16 protein-coding genes are annotated in these 16,063 nt (G+C 73.5%); all 16 read left to right on the forward strand.

What is annotated here, in order from left to right:
* The first annotated feature begins 13 nt into the window (after positions 1-13).
* Positions 14-1,321: a histidinol dehydrogenase gene (gene hisD / locus AC3EU2_RS14720; protein ID WP_488177035.1), complete on the forward strand. Its 1,308-nt coding sequence runs from the start codon at positions 14-16 to the stop codon at positions 1,319-1,321.
* Positions 1,318-2,448, forward strand: a complete 1,131-nt coding sequence (locus AC3EU2_RS14725) for a histidinol-phosphate transaminase (protein ID WP_488177036.1) — start codon at positions 1,318-1,320, stop codon at positions 2,446-2,448. Before hisD ends, AC3EU2_RS14725 begins: the two co-directional genes overlap by 4 nt.
* Entirely contained in the window at positions 2,445-3,050 is a 606-nt protein-coding gene (hisB, locus tag AC3EU2_RS14730; RefSeq protein ID WP_488177037.1) for an imidazoleglycerol-phosphate dehydratase HisB, read from the forward strand. The genes AC3EU2_RS14725 and hisB overlap by 4 nt, the downstream gene beginning before the upstream one ends.
* A gap of 3 nt (positions 3,051-3,053) precedes the next feature.
* On the forward strand, positions 3,054-3,680 hold the full coding sequence (locus AC3EU2_RS14735; protein ID WP_488177038.1) for a hypothetical protein: 627 nt from the start codon (positions 3,054-3,056) through the stop codon (positions 3,678-3,680).
* A complete protein-coding gene (gene hisH, locus AC3EU2_RS14740) occupies positions 3,677-4,321 on the forward strand; it encodes an imidazole glycerol phosphate synthase subunit HisH (RefSeq protein ID WP_488177039.1) in 645 nt (214 codons plus the stop codon). The genes AC3EU2_RS14735 and hisH overlap by 4 nt, the downstream gene beginning before the upstream one ends.
* Before the next feature lie 49 nt (positions 4,322-4,370).
* The gene (priA, locus tag AC3EU2_RS14745) at positions 4,371-5,105 is read left to right on the forward strand and encodes a bifunctional 1-(5-phosphoribosyl)-5-((5-phosphoribosylamino)methylideneamino)imidazole-4-carboxamide isomerase/phosphoribosylanthranilate isomerase PriA (RefSeq protein WP_488177040.1); all 735 of its coding nucleotides are present in this window, start codon (positions 4,371-4,373) and stop codon (positions 5,103-5,105) included.
* A complete protein-coding gene (locus tag AC3EU2_RS14750; protein WP_488177041.1) occupies positions 5,102-5,788 on the forward strand; it encodes an SseB family protein in 687 nt (228 codons plus the stop codon). The genes priA and AC3EU2_RS14750 overlap by 4 nt, the downstream gene beginning before the upstream one ends.
* Positions 5,789-6,634: 846 nt before the next feature.
* Positions 6,635-7,324, forward strand: coding sequence for a translation initiation factor IF-3 (infC, locus tag AC3EU2_RS14755; RefSeq protein WP_488179496.1), 690 nt, complete (start codon positions 6,635-6,637; stop codon positions 7,322-7,324).
* 74 nt (positions 7,325-7,398) lie between these two features.
* The gene (gene rpmI, locus AC3EU2_RS14760; RefSeq protein ID WP_009775194.1) at positions 7,399-7,593 is read left to right on the forward strand and encodes a 50S ribosomal protein L35; all 195 of its coding nucleotides are present in this window, start codon (positions 7,399-7,401) and stop codon (positions 7,591-7,593) included.
* A 41-nt stretch (positions 7,594-7,634) separates the two neighbouring features.
* A complete protein-coding gene (gene rplT, locus AC3EU2_RS14765) occupies positions 7,635-8,021 on the forward strand; it encodes a 50S ribosomal protein L20 (protein WP_488177042.1) in 387 nt (128 codons plus the stop codon).
* Positions 8,022-8,070: 49 nt separating this feature from the next.
* A complete protein-coding gene (locus AC3EU2_RS14770) occupies positions 8,071-8,865 on the forward strand; it encodes a TrmH family RNA methyltransferase (RefSeq protein ID WP_488177043.1) in 795 nt (264 codons plus the stop codon).
* Positions 8,866-8,882: 17 nt separating this feature from the next.
* Entirely contained in the window at positions 8,883-9,971 is a 1,089-nt protein-coding gene (locus AC3EU2_RS14775; RefSeq protein WP_488177044.1) for a PAS domain-containing sensor histidine kinase, read from the forward strand.
* Between the two features lie 119 nt (positions 9,972-10,090).
* Positions 10,091-11,281, forward strand: coding sequence for an MFS transporter (locus tag AC3EU2_RS14780; RefSeq protein WP_488177045.1), 1,191 nt, complete (start codon positions 10,091-10,093; stop codon positions 11,279-11,281).
* Between the two features lie 213 nt (positions 11,282-11,494).
* Positions 11,495-12,589 (forward strand): phenylalanine--tRNA ligase subunit alpha, encoded by a 1,095-nt coding sequence (gene pheS / locus AC3EU2_RS14785; RefSeq protein ID WP_488177046.1) that lies wholly within the window; start codon positions 11,495-11,497, stop codon positions 12,587-12,589.
* Entirely contained in the window at positions 12,589-15,138 is a 2,550-nt protein-coding gene (pheT, locus tag AC3EU2_RS14790; RefSeq protein ID WP_488177047.1) for a phenylalanine--tRNA ligase subunit beta, read from the forward strand. Before pheS ends, pheT begins: the two co-directional genes overlap by 1 nt.
* On the forward strand, positions 15,135-15,863 hold the full coding sequence (locus tag AC3EU2_RS14795) for an SDR family NAD(P)-dependent oxidoreductase (protein WP_488177048.1): 729 nt from the start codon (positions 15,135-15,137) through the stop codon (positions 15,861-15,863). Before pheT ends, AC3EU2_RS14795 begins: the two co-directional genes overlap by 4 nt.
* The last annotated feature ends 200 nt before the right edge of the window (positions 15,864-16,063 follow it).

Genomic DNA, 16,063 nt, shown 5'->3' on the forward strand with positions numbered 1-16,063 from the left:
ATAGACTGCCCGCATGATCCCCGTCCTCGACCTGCGTGGCCGCACGCCCGGAGTGCGCGAGCTCCGCGCGACCCTCCCGCGAGCCGAGCTCGACGTCGAGGCGGCCGTCGCGACGGTGCGCCCGATCTGTGACGACGTGGCCGCCCGCGGCGCCGATGCCGTCCTCGACGCCTCCGAGCGCTTCGACGGCGTGCGCCCGACCTCGCTGCGCGTCCCGGCCGACGTGCTCGCCGCCGCGCTCGCGGACCTCGACCCGGACGTGCGCGCCGCCCTCGAGGAGTCCATCCGCCGGGCCCGCATCGTCCACGAGGAGCAGCGCCGGAGCACGACGACGACCACGGTCGCCGAGGGCGGCACCGTGACCGAGCGCTGGGTGCCGGTCGACCGGGTCGGTCTCTACGTCCCCGGCGGAGTGGCGGTCTACCCCAGCAGCGTCGTCATGAACGTCGTGCCCGCCCTCATCGCCGGGGTCGGGTCGATCGCCGTGGCCAGCCCGCCGCAGAAGGACTTCGGCGGCTGGCCGCACCCGACCATCCTCGCCGCGTGCGCACTGCTCGGCGTCGAGGAGGTCTGGGCGATGGGTGGGGCCCAGGCGGTCGCCGCGTTCGCCCACGGGCTCGACGACCTCGACCCGGTCAACCTCGTGACCGGTCCGGGCAACGTCTACGTCGCTGCGGCCAAGCGCCTGCTCAAGGGCCTCATCGGTATCGACGCCGAGGCCGGTCCCACCGAGATCGCGATCCTCGCCGACGCCACCGCCGACCCTGAGCACGTCGCCGCCGACCTTGTCAGCCAGGCCGAGCACGACCCCCTCGCCGCCGCCGTGCTCGTCACCGACAGCCCCGAGCTCGCCGCCGCCGTCGCCGCCGCGGTCGAGCGGCGGGTGGCGGCCACCAAGCACTCGGAGCGCGTCGCGACCGCTCTCACCGGGCGCCAGTCGGCCGTCGTCCTCGTCGACAACGTCGACGTGGGACTCGACGTCGTCAACGCCTACGCCGCCGAGCACCTCGAGATCCAGACCGCCGACGCGGCCGCCGTGGCCGCACGGGTGCGCAACGGGGGAGCGGTCTTCGTCGGCACCTGGTCGCCGGTGAGCCTGGGCGACTACTGCGCCGGGTCCAACCACGTCCTGCCCACCGGCGGCTGCGCCTCGCACTCCAGCGGCCTGTCCGTGCAGAGCTTCCTGCGGGGCATCCACGTCGTCGAGTACTCCGAGGCCGCCCTGCGCGAGGTCGGCGCCCACGTCGTGACCCTGGCGCGCGCCGAGGACCTGCCCGCGCACGGCGAGGCGGTCATCGCGCGGCTCCCCGAGCTCGCATGAGCACCCCCTCGAGCCAGATCCAGCAGCTGCTGCGCGAGGACCTGCGTGGCCGCACGCCGTACGGCGCACCCCAGCTCGACGTGCCCGTGGCGCTCAACACCAACGAGAACTCGTATGCCGTCCCGCCGGCGGTCGTCGACGACATCGTCGCCGCCGTCGCGGCCGTGGCCTCCGGTCTGAACCGGTACCCCGACCGGGAGTTCACGGACCTGCGAGGTGACCTCGCGGCATACCTCTCGCGCAGCGGGACGACGGTGGGCCCGGAGCAGGTCTGGGCCGGCAACGGCTCCAACGAGGTGCTCCTGCACCTGCTGCAGGCGTTCGGCGGTCAGGGCCGGACCGCGCTGGGGTTCACCCCGGCCTACTCGATGCACCCGATCATCGCGGCGACGACCGGCACGAACTGGGTGGACGGGATGCGCGGGGTCACCGGGGGCGGGGCGTTCGACCTCTCGGTCGAGTCCACGGTGGCCCAGCTCGAGCAGGCGGACCCACACCTCGTCTTCCTGTGCTCGCCCAACAACCCGACCGGCACCGCGCTCCCGCTCGAGATCGTCGGTGCGGTCCTCGAGGCGGCGCCACGGGCCGTCGTCGTCGTCGACGAGGCCTACGCGGAGTTCCGGCGGCCCGGCACGCCGAGCGCCCTCACCCTCCTCGACGGCCGGCCGCGGCTCGTGGTCACGCGCACGATGAGCAAGGCCTTCGCGTTCGCCGGCGGGCGCCTCGGTTACCTCGCGGCCGACCCCGAGCTCGTCGACGCGCTCCGGCTCGTCCGGATGCCCTACCACCTGTCGACACCGACCCAGGCGATCGCCCGCGCCGCCCTCGGGCACGCCGACGCGATGCTCGGGACCGTCGACGTCGTGAAGGCCCAGCGCGACCGCATCGTCGACACGCTCGCCGGGCTCGGGCTCGACCCGGTGCCGAGCGACGCCAACTTCGTCCTCTTCGGAGGGCTGCGCGACAGCCACACCACGTGGCAGGCGCTGCTCGACGAGGGGGTTCTCGTCAGGGACGTGGGGATCGCCCACTATCTTCGAGTGACCGCCGGGACACCGGAGGAGGTGACGGCGTTTCTCAACGCCGTCGCCGCCCTGGGTCCTGACCACCTGGAAGGACAGTCGTGACCAGCAACCGCACCGCCACGGTGACGCGCACCACCTCGGAGAGCAGCGTCGAGCTGACTCTCGACCTCGACGGCACGGGGGTGGGCGAGGTGAGCACGGGCGTCCGGTTCTACGACCACATGCTGCTGTCGATGGCCAAGCACTCCCTCATCGACCTGCGGGTCAAGGCCGTCGGAGACGTCGACGTCGACGCGCACCACACCGTGGAGGACGTCGCCATCGTCCTCGGCGACGCGCTGCGCGAGGCGCTCGGCGACAAGAGCGGCATCGCCCGCTTCGGCGACGCCACGGTCCCGCTCGACGAGGCGCTGGTGCAGGCCGTCGTCGACGTCGCCGGTCGTCCCTACGTCGTCCACACCGGCGAGCCGGCGGGCCAGGAGTACGTCGTCATCGGCGGCAACTACGCCGGGTCGCTGACCCGCCACGTCCTCGAGTCGTTCGCGTTCCACGCGGGGATCGCCCTGCACGTGCGCGTCCTCTCCGGTCGCGACCCGCACCACATCGTCGAGGCCCAGTTCAAGGCCGTCGCCCGCGCGCTGCGCGCCGCGGTGGCCCGCGACCCGCGGGTGGTCGGGGTGCCCAGCGCCAAGGGTGCGCTCTGAGCCGTGGCCAGCACTGACCAGACTCCCCACCTCGGACACGGGCTCGTCCTCGTCCGCGGCAGCGCGGCCGCGTCGGCGCGCTGGGTCCGACGAGGGCTGGCGGCCGTCCGCATCGTGCCCCTCGCCGGCTGGACGGGTGTCTGCCTCGCCGAGTCCCGGGCCCTCTCGGCCCCGCCCTACGACATCGGGCTCGAGATCCTCGCGGCGCGCCGGGTGCCCACCCGCCGCCGCCCCGCCCTCGGGCTCTTCGTCATCGACGGGTGTGCCATCGTCACCGTGCAGCCGCGCGGGTGGCGGCTCGACCAGCGGTGGCTCGTCTGGGAGCCCGGCACCGGGGTGCGGCGCACGCCCGACCTCCCCGCGCTCCCGGCCGGCCTCGTCGTCGACGTCGCGGGCGCCCGGTCGCGGACCTCGTCCGCCGAGGTCACCGAGCACTTCGCCGACACCCGGGGCGAGCCGGTCGACGTCCTCATCGGGCTGATGCGCCTGCTCGGGCTCCCCGGCGAGGAGCTCCTGCGCGACGGCGCCGACGAGTCGCACGAGCGGGTCGACCCCAGCCCCCGCTCGATCGCCGCCTTCGACGCCCTCGTCGCCGAGGAGGACGCGCACCGGTGGGAGCTGGAGCGATGACCGCCCGACGGGTCGTCGTCCTCGACCACGGCAGCGGCAACGTGCACAGCGCCGTCCGGGCTCTCGAGCGGGTCGGTGCGGCCGTCGAGCTCACCGCCGACCGGCAGCGGGCCCTCGACGCGCACGGCCTCTTCCTCCCCGGGGTGGGCAACTTCCACGCGTGCGTGCGCGGCATGCGGGCCGCCGAGGCGCCCCGGATCATCGACGTCCGGCTCGCCGGTGGCCGGCCGGTGATCGGGGTGTGCGTCGGCATGCAGGCGCTCTTCGAGTCCAGCACCGAGCCGACCGAGACGCCCGAGGAGGGCCTGGCCGAGTGGCCGGGCACCGTCGAGCGGCTCATCGCCCCCGTCGTCCCGCACATGGGCTGGTCCGAGGTCGACGTGCCGACGGGGTCGGCGCTGTTCGCCGGTGTCGAGACCGAGCGCTTCTACTTCGTGCACTCGTATGCCGTCCACGAGTGGACCCTGCCCGAACCCCAGGGCGCCTTCGCCGTCGTGGCGCCCCGGGTCACCCACGCCACGCACGGCGAGCGCTTCGTCGCCGCCGTCGAGAACGGCCCCCTGTCCGCGACCCAGTTCCACCCGGAGAAGTCCGGCGAGGCCGGGCTGCACCTGCTCGAGAACTGGGTCCGCTCGCTCTGACCCGCCCGACCATCGCCCGACCGCCGCTCGTCCGAACCCTGAAGGTGTCATGACCACCCCCCGTCTCCAGCTCCTGCCCGCCGTCGACGTCGCCGGCGGCCGCGCCGTCCAGCTCGTCCAGGGGGTCGCCGGCACCGGCGGTGAGTTCGGTGAGCCGCTCGAGGCGGCGATGCGCTGGCAGGAGCAGGGCGCCGAGTGGCTACACCTCGTCGACCTCGACGCCGCGTTCGGCCGCGGCGACAACGCCGAGCTCCTCGCCCGCATCGTCGGCGCCCTCGACATCGACGTCGAGATGAGCGGCGGCATCCGTGACGCCGAGACCCTCGACCGGGCGCTTGCCACCGGGTGCCGCCGGGTCAACCTCGGCACGGCCGCGCTGGAGAACCCCGAGTGGACCGCGTCGGCGATCGCCGACCACGGTGACCGGGTCGCCGTCGGCCTCGACGTGCGCGGCACGACCCTGGCCGCGCGCGGCTGGACCCAGGAGGGCGGCGACCTCTGGGAGACGCTGGAGCGCCTCGACGGCGAGGGGTGCGCCCGCTACGTCGTCACCGACGTCAACAAGGACGGCATGCTCAAGGGCCCCAACGTCGAGCTCCTGCGCGACGTCTGTGCCCGCACCGACCGGCCGGTCATCGCGTCCGGCGGCGTGTCCACCCTGGCCGACCTCGAGACGCTGCGCGGCATGGTCGGCGACGGGGTCGAGGGAGCGATCATCGGCTCCGCGCTCTACCGCGGCGCGTTCACGCTGCCCGAGGCGCTCGACGCCGCCGGCCGCCCGTGACGCGCGACCTCGTCTTCACCGGCTTCGAGGGCGACGACGGCTCCGCGGAGGAGACGCTCACGACGGCCCTCGGCGGGGAGGACCCCACCGCGCTGATGGCGGCGCTGCCGGTCTCGCGCCTGCTCGTGCCGATCGTGGCGGAGCCGGTCGAGACGGCGACCGAGGGCGGGCTCACCGTCGACACGCAGACGGACATGGCGGCGGTGACCCTCGTGGCGCCCGACGGTGAGCGGGCGCTCCCCGTCTTCAGCAGCCTCGAGGCGCTGGCCGCCTGGGACCCCGGCGCCCGGCCGGTGCCGGTCACGGCCGCCCGGGCGGCGCAGGCCGCGGTCAGCGAGCGCTGCGACGTCGTCGTCATCGACGTCGCCGGTCCCCGGACCCGTGTGCTCCGCCCGTCGATGGTCTGGGCGCTCGCCCAGGAGCGCGAGTGGGTCGCCCCGCACCGCGACCCGTTCGTCGCCGCGGGCGTGGCACGAGCCGTGGCCGAGGAGGCCGACGTGCGCGCGCACCACGTCGAGGAGGGCGCCCCGGCCGGGCAGGGCATCCTCGGCATCTGGCTCGAGCTCACCGAGGGCCTGGACGCTCCGGCCGTGCAGGAGGTCGCGACCCGGGTGGGGGAGCGCCTTGCCACCGACGGTGAGCTGCGCGCCCGCATCGACGGCCTCGCCTTCCGCATCGGCTGACCGTGACCCGCCCCCGCAGTGTCCGCAAGGATGGTCGGGAACGCGACCAGGGTTGCGGACGCAACGGGACGGCATACGGCGGCGTCCGCAGGGGTGGTCGGGAACGCGACAAGGGTTGCGGACGCGAGCGGGGCGGGACGGGGCGGCATACGGCAGCGTCCGCAAGGGTGGTCGGGAACGCGACCAGGGTTGCGGACGCGAGCGGGGCGGGGCGTGGCGGCAGGGCAGCGTCCGCAAGGATGGTCGGGAAGGCGACCAGGGTTGCGGACGCAGCGGGGCGGGGCGGGGCGGCAGGGCAGCGTCCGCAAGGATGGTCGGGAAGGCGACCAGGGTTGCGGACGCAACGGGACGGCATACGGCAGCGTCCGCAAGGATGGTCGGGAAGGCGACCAGGGTTGCGGACGCAAGCGGGGCGGGACGGGGCGGCATACGGCAGCGTCCGCAAGGGTGGTCGGGAAGATGACCAGGGCTGCGGACGCGACGGGACGGCATACGGCAGCGTCCGCAAGGATGGTCGGGAAGGTGACCAGGGTTGCGGACGCAGGGCACCCGGGCGCCGCCAGACGGGATGGCGCACGGGATTTGGGTGCGGTCCGCACGGCTGGTAGTGTCGGGCGCTGACCGGCTGTGCGTGACACCTCTCGAGGTGGCGGGCACGGTGCGCAAGTGAAGCTCGCTTCCACCCGCGTCGACCTCAGGGTCGCCGGGTTTCTCCACCGGTCCGCGACATACGTGTATGCCGTGGGCTCCCGTGGACGGATGTGAGGCTTCTCGGGCGCTGCGCGAGGGGCCTCTCCTCATGTCCGGTACGGCACGACGCCTGTCCCAGACCTCAAGGAGTACGACATCAGCGAGCCTCGCATCAACGACCGCATCCGGGTTCCGGAAGTGCGGTTGGTCGGCCCCAACGGCGAGCAGGTCGGCATCGTCCGCGTCGAGGATGCCCTGCGCCTCGCCGCGGAGGCGGACCTCGACCTGGTCGAGGTGGCCCCCATGGCCAAGCCGCCGGTCGCCAAGCTCATGGACTTCGGCAAGTACAAGTACGAAGCCGCCATGAAGGCCCGAGAAGCGCGCAAGAACCAGGTCAACACGGTCATCAAGGAGATCAAGCTCCGACCCAAGATCGACCCGCACGACTACGCCACCAAGAAGGGCCACGTCGAGCGGTTCCTCAAGGGCGGCGACAAGGTCAAGGTGACGATCATGTTCCGCGGGCGCGAGCAGTCGCGTCCCGAGCTGGGCTTCCGCCTCCTCCAGCGCCTCGCCGAGGACGTCCTCGAGCTGGGCACCGTCGAGTCCGCGCCCAAGCAGGACGGCCGCAACATGATCATGGTGCTCGGTCCGACCCGCAAGAAGTCCGAGGCGCGCGCCGAGCAGCGCCGCAAGAAGGACGACGCCGCGGGCGAGAACGACACCTCGGGTGAGGGCGACACCGCCGGCGAGGTCGACGTCGCCGCCGAGCTCGACGCCCAGGTCGCGCAGGCCCAGCAGGCCGAGCAGGCACCCCAGCCCGGCGCGCCCACCCCCGTGGAGTAGTCGACCGCCCCCAAGGTTTCCCGCACGACGAGACAGCACCACAGCAGCACCGACAGCGAAGGAGATCGGCAGCCATGCCGAAGAACAAGACCCACAGCGGCACCAAGAAGCGCTTCCGCGTCACCGGTTCCGGCAAGGTCATGCGCGAGCAGGCCGGTCACGTCCACAAGTTCCACGAGAAGACCCCGCAGAAGGCCCGCGCCCTCAGCAAGGACGTCCTCGTTTCCAAGGCCGACGTCAAGAAGGTCAAGAAGCTTCTCGGCATCTGAGCCGAGCCCCCCGAACGTCCAAGAACAGCAAGGAGTCTCACGTGGCACGCGTGAAGCGGGCAGTCAATGCCCATAAGAAGCGCCGGGTCGTCCTCGAGCGCGCCAGTGGTTACCGCGGTCAGCGGTCCCGTCTCTACCGGAAGGCCAAGGAGCAGGTCACTCACTCCCTCGGCTACGCCTACCGCGACCGTCGCGCCCGCAAGGGTGACTTCCGTCGCCTGTGGATCCAGCGCATCAACGCTGCGGCCCGCGCCAACGGCATGACCTACAACCGCCTCATCCAGGGTCTCAAGATCGCCGAGATCGAGGTCGACCGCCGCATGCTCGCCGAGCTCGCCGTCAACGACGAGGCCGCCTTCGCCGCCCTCGTCGAGATCGCTCGCGCGAACGTCCCGGCCCAGCCGGTGACCGACAAGGTCTCCGCCTGAGCCATCCCAGGGCGCACCCCTGCGTCCTTCGTGAAGCGCCGGGAGAGCCGTGCTGACGAACGTCCGATCCGATCGGGTGAAGTCGGTGCGATCGCTCTCCCGGCGCTCTGCTCGTGAGCGGGCCGGCCGGTTCGTCGTCGACGGTCCGCAGGGCGTGCGCGAGGCGATCCGGTATGCCGCCCAACGCGTCGACGACCTGTACGTCACCTCCGCGGCCCTCGAGCGGCACGACGCGATCGTGCAGGCCGCCCTCGAGGCCGGCATCCGCGTGCACGAGACCGACGACGCCGTGCTCGAGGCGATGTCCGACACCGAGTCGCCGCAGGGGCTGCTCGCGGTCGTCGCGACGGAGTCCACCACGCTCGACGAGGTGCTCGCCGCCGACCCTCGGCTCGTCGTGCTGCTCAGCGCCGTCCGCGACCCCGGCAACGCCGGCACGGTCATCCGTGGCGCCGACGCCTTCGGCGCGGACGCGGTCCTGCTCACCGAGGGGTCGGTCGACGTGTTCTCCCCCAAGGTGGTGCGCTCCACGGCGGGGTCGATCTTCCACCTGCCGGTCGTCACGGGGCTCGACGTCGACGCGACCCTGGATGCCCTCGCGGGACACGGCATCCGCACGTTCGCCGCCGACGGGGTCGGCGACACCCTCCTGCCGGACGTCGACGTCAGCGTCCCGCACGCCTGGGTCCTGGGCAATGAGGCCTGGGGGCTGCCCGAGCCGATCCGGGACCGCTGCGACGACGTCGTGCGCGTCCCCATCCACGCGCGGGTCGAGTCCCTCAACCTCGCGATGGCGGCCACGATCTGCCTGGCGACCTCGGCGGGCGCGACGCGACGCCCCTGACGTGGTGGGATGGTCGCATGGCTGACACCCAGACATTCGACGCCGACGCCCACACCTTCCCGGTGTCGGCAGCCTTCACGGCGGCGCATCTCCTGCCGGACGGCCTCATCACGGCCGGGCCGGACGGGGTCGTCGCGTCGGTGAACCGTCGTGCCGAGCAGATCCTCGGGTCGGCCGCGAAGGAGATGGTCGGCCAGGACATCCGCGTCGCGCTGCCGCTCGAGACCCGCAACGGGGAGTCGTGGTGGACCCTGGCGGACCCGTGGCGCGGGCTGCGCATCCGGACCGGTCACCGCGAGAAGCTCCTCCAGCTTCCCGACGGTCGTGAGCTGCTCGTGACGGCGAGCTACCTGCGGGCCGTGAAGGCCGGGGCCCTCACCGCCGTCGTCCTCGGGCTTCGTGACGCGGAGGGCCGCCGCCGCACCGAGCAGGACCACGCCGCCCTCATCTCGACGATCGCGCACGAGCTGCGCTCACCGCTCACCGGGATCAAGGGCTTCTCGTCGACGCTGCTGCGCCGGTGGGACCTCTTCACGGAGGAGCAGCGGCTGACCATGCTCGCCGCCGTCGACGCCGACGCCGACCGGCTGACCCGGCTCATCACCGACCTCCTCGACGTCTCACGCATCGACGCGGGCCGGCTGCGCATCCACGAGGTCCCGCTGTCGGTGCGGGCCACCCTGCGGCGCCACGTCGAGCGCGCCGTCGCCTCGGACCGGGACGAGGGCGACTTCACCGTCTCGGTGGACGACGACGCCGACGAGATCTACGCCGACGCCGACCGGCTCGACCAGGTGCTGGCCAACCTCATGGACAACGCCGTGCGGCACGGCACCGGCAAGGTGGACCTCGCGGCGACCCGCTACGAGGGACCGTCCGGGCCGGGCGTCCTCATCAGCGTCACCGACGACGGCGCCGGCATCCCGCCCGAGCAGCGGCGAGCCGTCTTCAGCCGGTTCTGGCACGGCCCGAGTGGCACCGGCACCGGGCTCGGCCTCTACATCGTCAAGGGGATCGTCGAGGCCCACGGTGGGTGGGCCGAGATCGACGACGCCACGCAGGGCGGCGCGGTCGTGCGGGTGTTCTTCCCGGCCGAGCCGGTCTGAGACGGTCTGAGCCGACCGGGCCGGGCGGGCCGGGCGGGGCCGAGTTGGGTCGACCGCCCGGCCGGACGTAGCCTGCGCAGGGCCCCGGCACCCCGGGTCCGTGAGAGAGGGGTTCCTGCGTGCCCGCGCTGTCCATCGCGCCGTACCGCGTCGTCCTGGCCAGCCCGGGCCTGAAGGCCGCGCTGCTGCTCGGCACGCTCGTGCGCATCCCGGTGTTCTCGGCCGGGGTCCTGCTCACCGTTCACGTCGTCACGACGCTCGGGGGCACGTATGCCGCCGCGGGACTCCTCGCCGCAGTCGCCACCGTGGCCATCGCCGTCAGCGGCCCATGGCGGGGGCGCCTCCTCGACCGGATCGGGCTGCGTCGCGTCGTCCTGCCCTCGACCCTCGTCGCGCTGGCCTGCTGGTCGGTGGCGCCGTTCGTCGGCTACCTTCCCCTCCTCGTCCTCGCCGGCGTCGCCGGTCTCTTCGTCGTGCCGACGTTCTCGATCATCCGGCAGGCCGTCATCGCGGCGGTGCCGTCGTCGGAACGGCGCACCGCCATCTCGCTCGACGCGGTGGCGGTGGAGCTGTCCTTCATCGTCGGGCCGGCCTCGGCCATCTGGGCGGCGTCGCGCTGGGACACGCGCTGGGTCCTCTTCGGGATCCAGATGCTCGGCGTCATCGGTGGCGCCGCGCTCTGGTTGGCCAACCCGGTCCTCCGGTCCGAGGGTGAGGACGCGGCCGACGGTCGCCGACCGGCCCTGTCCGACTGGTTCGGGCTGCCGTTCGTCGCGGTCTGCCTCGCCGCGGCGAGCGCGACGTTCGTCCTGTCCGGCACCGACCTCGGGATCGTGGCGCGGATGCGCGAGCTCGGTGAGCCCACCGCCATCGGCCTCGTCCTGGCCCTCTGGGGGCTCGGCTCGCTCATCGGGGCCCTCGTCTACGGCGGGCTGAGCCGCTCGATCTCGACGTTCTGGCTGCTCGGGGCGCTCGCCCTCGTCACGCTCCCCATGGCCCTCGCGGGCGGCACCGTCTCGCTGGCGGCCCTCGGGTTCGTCGCGGGCCTGCAGTGTGCGCCGACCATCACGGCGAGCGTGGACCAGGCCAGCCGGATCGTCCCCGCCTCCGCCCGCGGGGAGGCGATGGGGTGGCACGGGTCGGCGCTCACCCTCGGGGGAGCGCTCGGCGCACCGTTCGCCGGTCTCGCCATCGACGAGACCGGCCCGGGAGGCGGGTTCGTCGCACCCGCCGTGGTGGGGCTCGTCATCGCGGTCCTCGGCGCCGGCGCGGTGCAAACCCGACGGCGGCGTCGCGCCCCCGCCCGCTAGGCTGGCGGGCATGTCGCCCGTCCCCGACCTCCGCACCCCGCGTGCCGTGCGCCGATTTACGGTGCCCCCAGGTGCGGTGACGCGGCAGGCCTGATCCACGCCGGATCGGACGCCCGACGTCCACGCTTCGCCCGGGGGCCCGTCACCTCGACCCATCCGAGGCCCCAGCCCGCACGCGCGACGTGATCGCGCCCGCGACGAGAGTGCAGACCCATGTCAGGACCCAACACGAACTTCGACCCCGTCGAGGTCGCCGCGCTCGACCCGGAGACCATCGACACCGCGGTGGCTGACGCCCTGACGGCGATCGCCTCGGCGACCACGCTCGACGACCTCAAGGCGCTGCGCTCGACGCACGCCGGAGACAGGTCGCCGCTGGCGCTGGCCAACCGCGAGATCGGGGCGCTGCCGCCCAGCGCCAAGGCCGAGGCCGGCAAGCGCGTCGGACAGGCGCGCGCCCGGGTCACCCAGGCGTTCACCGCACGCCATGGCGAGCTCGAGGCCGAGCGCGACGAGCGCATCCTCACCGAGGAGGCCGTCGACGTCACCCTCCCCACCGCCCGCCGGCCGCTCGGTCGCCGGCACCCGATCGAGTTGATGTCGCAGCGGATCGCCGACCTGTTCGTCGGCATGGGCTGGGAGATCGCCGAGGGGCCGGAGATCGAAGCCGAGTGGTTCAACTTCGACGCCCTCAACTTCGACGCCGACCACCCGGCGCGGCAGATGCAGGACACGTTCTACGTCGACCCGCCCGAGGACGGGCTGGTCCTGCGCACGCACACCTCGCCCGTGCAGGCCCGGACCCTGCTCGAGCGCGGAGTGCCGGTCTACGTCGCGGCGATCGGCCGGGTCTTCCGCACCGACGAGCTCGACGCGACCCACATGCCCGCGTTCCACCAGGTCGAGGGGCTCGCCGTCGACGAGGGCATCACCATGGCCCACCTCAAGGGCACCCTCGACCGGCTCGCGGCCGAGCTCTTCGGCGAGGGCATCACCACCCGCCTGCGGCCCTCGTTCTTCCCCTTCACCGAGCCCAGCGCCGAGGTCGACCTGCGCTGCTTCGTCTGCGGCGGATCCGACCCGGACTGCCGGACCTGCAAGGGCACCGGGTGGATCGAGTGGGGTGGCTGCGGGATGGTCAACCGCAACGTGCTCACCGCGTGCGGCGTGGACCCCGAGCGGTACACGGGGTTCGCGTTCGGGATGGGCATCGACCGGGCGCTGATGTTCCGGACGGGCGTCAGCGACATGCGGGACATGATCGAGGGAGACGTGCGCTTCGCCGCACAGTTCGGGATGGAGATCTGATGCGGGTTCCCATCGACTGGCTGCGCGAGTACGTCGCGGTGCCGCACGACGCCACGGGAGAGCGGATCGCCGCCGACCTCGTCCGCATCGGGCTGGAGGAGGAGGGGCTGCACACCGGTGGCGTCACCGGACCACTCGTCGTGGGCCGGGTCCTCACCATGGAGCCCGAGCCGCAGAAGAACGGCAAGACGATCAACTGGTGCACCGTGGACGTCGGTGACGCCAACGGGACCGGTGAGCCGCAGGGCATCGTGTGCGGCGCCCACAACTTCGCCCCCGGGGACCTCGTCGCCGTCATCCTGCCCGGAGGCGTGCTCACGACCCCGCAGGGACGGCTCGAGGTCGGCGCCCGCAAGACCTATGGGCACGTCTCCGCCGGGATGATCTGCTCGGAGCGCGAGCTCAGGATCGGCGACGACCACGACGGGATCATGGTCCTCGGCCGCCGCTTCGCGGGACAGGACGACCTGCTCGCGGGACTGACGCCCGGCAGCGACGCGATCCCGCTCCTCGGCCTCGACCGCGAGACCGTCGAGGTCAACGTCACGCCCGACCGCGGGTACTGCTTCTCCGTGCGCGGCGTCGCCCGCGAGTACGCCCACGCCACCGGCGCGAAGTTCACCGACCCCGCGCTGGCGCTCGCCGCGGCGGCGCCCCCCGCGAACGAGGCGGGCTTCGCCGTCCGGCTCGCCGACGAGGACCCGGTGCGGGGCAGGCCGGGGTGCGACCGCTACGTCGCCCGCGTCGTGCGAGGCATCGACGTGGCCGCGCCGACCCCGGCCTGGCTGGCCGCTCGTCTCACCGAGGCCGGCATGCGCCCGATCTCGCTGCCTGTGGACGTCACCAACTACGTGATGCTCGGGCTCGGCCAGCCCCTCCACGCGTTCGACCTGTCCACGCTCGAGGAGCCGGTCGTCGTCCGGCGCGCCCGGGCGGGGGAGCGCCTCACGACCCTCGACGGTGTCGACCGCGCCCTCGACACCGGGGACCTGCTCATCACCGACCGCCGCGGTGAGCGCCCCGTCGCGATCGCCGGTGTCATGGGTGGCGCGCAGACCGAGGTCGGCAAGGGCACCCACGACGTCCTCGTCGAGGCCGCCCACTTCGAGCCGGTGTCGATCGCCCGGTCGGCCCGGCGCCACCGGCTCCCGTCGGAGGCGTCCCGGCGTTTCGAGCGGGGTGTCGACCCGGCCCTCGCGGCCGCGGCGGCGCAGCTCGCGGTGGACCTGCTCGTCGAGCACGGCGGCGGGGTCGCCGACGCCGGCGTCACCGACGTCGGGACGCCGGCCGCTCCTGCGGCGGTGACCATGCCGGTCGACTTCCCCTCACGCATCGTGGGCGTCGAGTACGCCGCCGAGGAGGTCACGTCGATCCTCGAGGCCATCGGCTGCACCGTGACACGAGACGCGGACGACGTCACGGTCGTCCCGCCCACGTGGCGCCCGGACCTCACCACGGCCGCGGACCTCGTCGAGGAGGTCGCCCGGATCCACGGCTACGACCGCATCCCGTCGGTGCTGCCGACGCCGCCCGGCGGGGCCGGGCTCACCCATGCCCAGCGGGTGCGCCGCATCGTCGCCGACGTGCTCGCGGGACAGGGCCTCTTCGAGGTGTGGGGCGCCCCCTTCGTCAGCGCGGACCGCTACGCGGCCCTGGGGCTCGACGTCGACGCCGAGCTCGCCCGGTCGGTGCGCCTGGCCAACCCGCTGTCCGACGAGCAGCCCCTCATGCGGACCCGCCTGCTCGCGACGATGGTGGATGCCTTGCGCCGCAACGTCGCCCGCGGGTCGCGCGACGTCGGTCTCTTCGAGATCGGGCTGGTCGTCGACCTCGAGGGCGAGCAGCGCTCGGCCCCGACCGAGGACGTCGGTGTGCGCCCCTCCGCGGAGACGCTGGCCGCCATCCGGGCAGCCGTCCCCGCCCAGCCGCGACACCTCGCCTTCGTCCTCGCGGGCGAGCGCGACCGTGGCGGCTGGTGGGGGCCCGGTCGGGCCGCGGACGTCACCGACGTCGTCGACCTCGTCCGGGTGCTCGGCGTCGCCCTCGGTGTGCCCGTCGCCACCGTCGCCGACGGCGTCGCGCCCTACCACCCGGGCCGGTGCGCCCGCGTCGAGCTCGCCGACGGCACGCTCGTCGGCCACGTGGGCGAGCTCCACCCGAAGGTCGTCGCCGCGCTGGGCCTCCCCGCCCGGTCGGTGGCCGGTGAGCTCGACCTCGACGTCCTCGTCACCGCGGCCGAGCCGACCGTGCAGGCGTCCACGCTCGTGACCTTCCCGATGGCGCAGAGCGACGTCGCGCTCGTGGTCGACGACGCGGTCACCGTGGCCGAGGTCGAGGCCGCCCTGCGCGAGGGCGCGGGCGAGACGCTCGAGACGGTCTCCCTCTTCGACGTCTACCGCGGCGACCAGCTGGAGCCGGGCCGGAAGTCGCTCGCCTACCGGCTGACCTTCCGAGCCGCCGACCGCACCCTCACCACCGAGGAGGTGTCGGGACTGCGCGACTCCGCGGTGGCCTCGGCGGCTCGACGCACCGGTGCGGTGCAGCGATGAGCCCGGTCGCCATCGTCACCGGGGCGTCCCGGGGCATCGGCGCGCACGTCGCCGACGCGCTGGAGCACGCCGGGTATGCCGTCGAGTGCGGGTCGCGCTCCACGGCCCCGGTGACCGACCGCTCCGCCGTCGACGCCTGGGTGGCCGAGGTGGTCGGGCGCCACGGTCACGTGGACCTGCTCGTCAACAACGCGGGCGTCATCGACGCCGAGGTGCCCCTGGCCGACAGCGACCCCGACCAGTGGTGGGAGACCGTCGAGGTCAACGTGCGCGGCCCCTACCTCATGACGCGGGCGGTGCTGCCCCACCTCACGCCCGGCACGGGTCGGATCGTCAACATCAACTCGGGGGCCGCCTACCGCAACGCCGGCGTCGCGACGGCATACAACGTCAGCAAGGGCGCCCTGGCCCGGCTCACGTCGCAGCTCGGGCTGGGGGAGGACCGCGCGGCCCTCGTCTTCGACCTCGCGCCGGGCGTCGTCCGCACCGACATGACCGAGCCGATGGTCATGCACCGGGGCCGCACGGAGTGGACCTCGCCCGGGGAGGTGACCGAGCTGCTGCTCGCGATCGCCGCGGGTGACCTCGATGCCTGGAGCGGCCGGCTCGTGCGCGCCGGGCTCGACACGCCTGCCTCCCTGTCCGCCCGGGCGAGCGCGGGCCTCGGCGAGCTCGACCGCACCCTCGGGCTCGTCCCGTGGGGGGACGACGACCCGCTGACCTGACCCTCTCGGAGGGCTCAGCCGGCGTTGACGCGGACCTGCGCCAGCACATCGTCGTCGACGGCAGGTGCGTGCCCTCGCGACGAGCTGGACGGCATACCCGCCGTCCTCCGCGCCCGCCCACGAGGCCACGGTCGTCGGAGACAGCGAGGCGAGGTCGCCGAAAGTAAGCATCCCCCGCTGCGCCAGCCGGGCGGCCCATC

It is taken from the genome of Knoellia sp. B-D-2 (genome assembly GCF_057714695.1).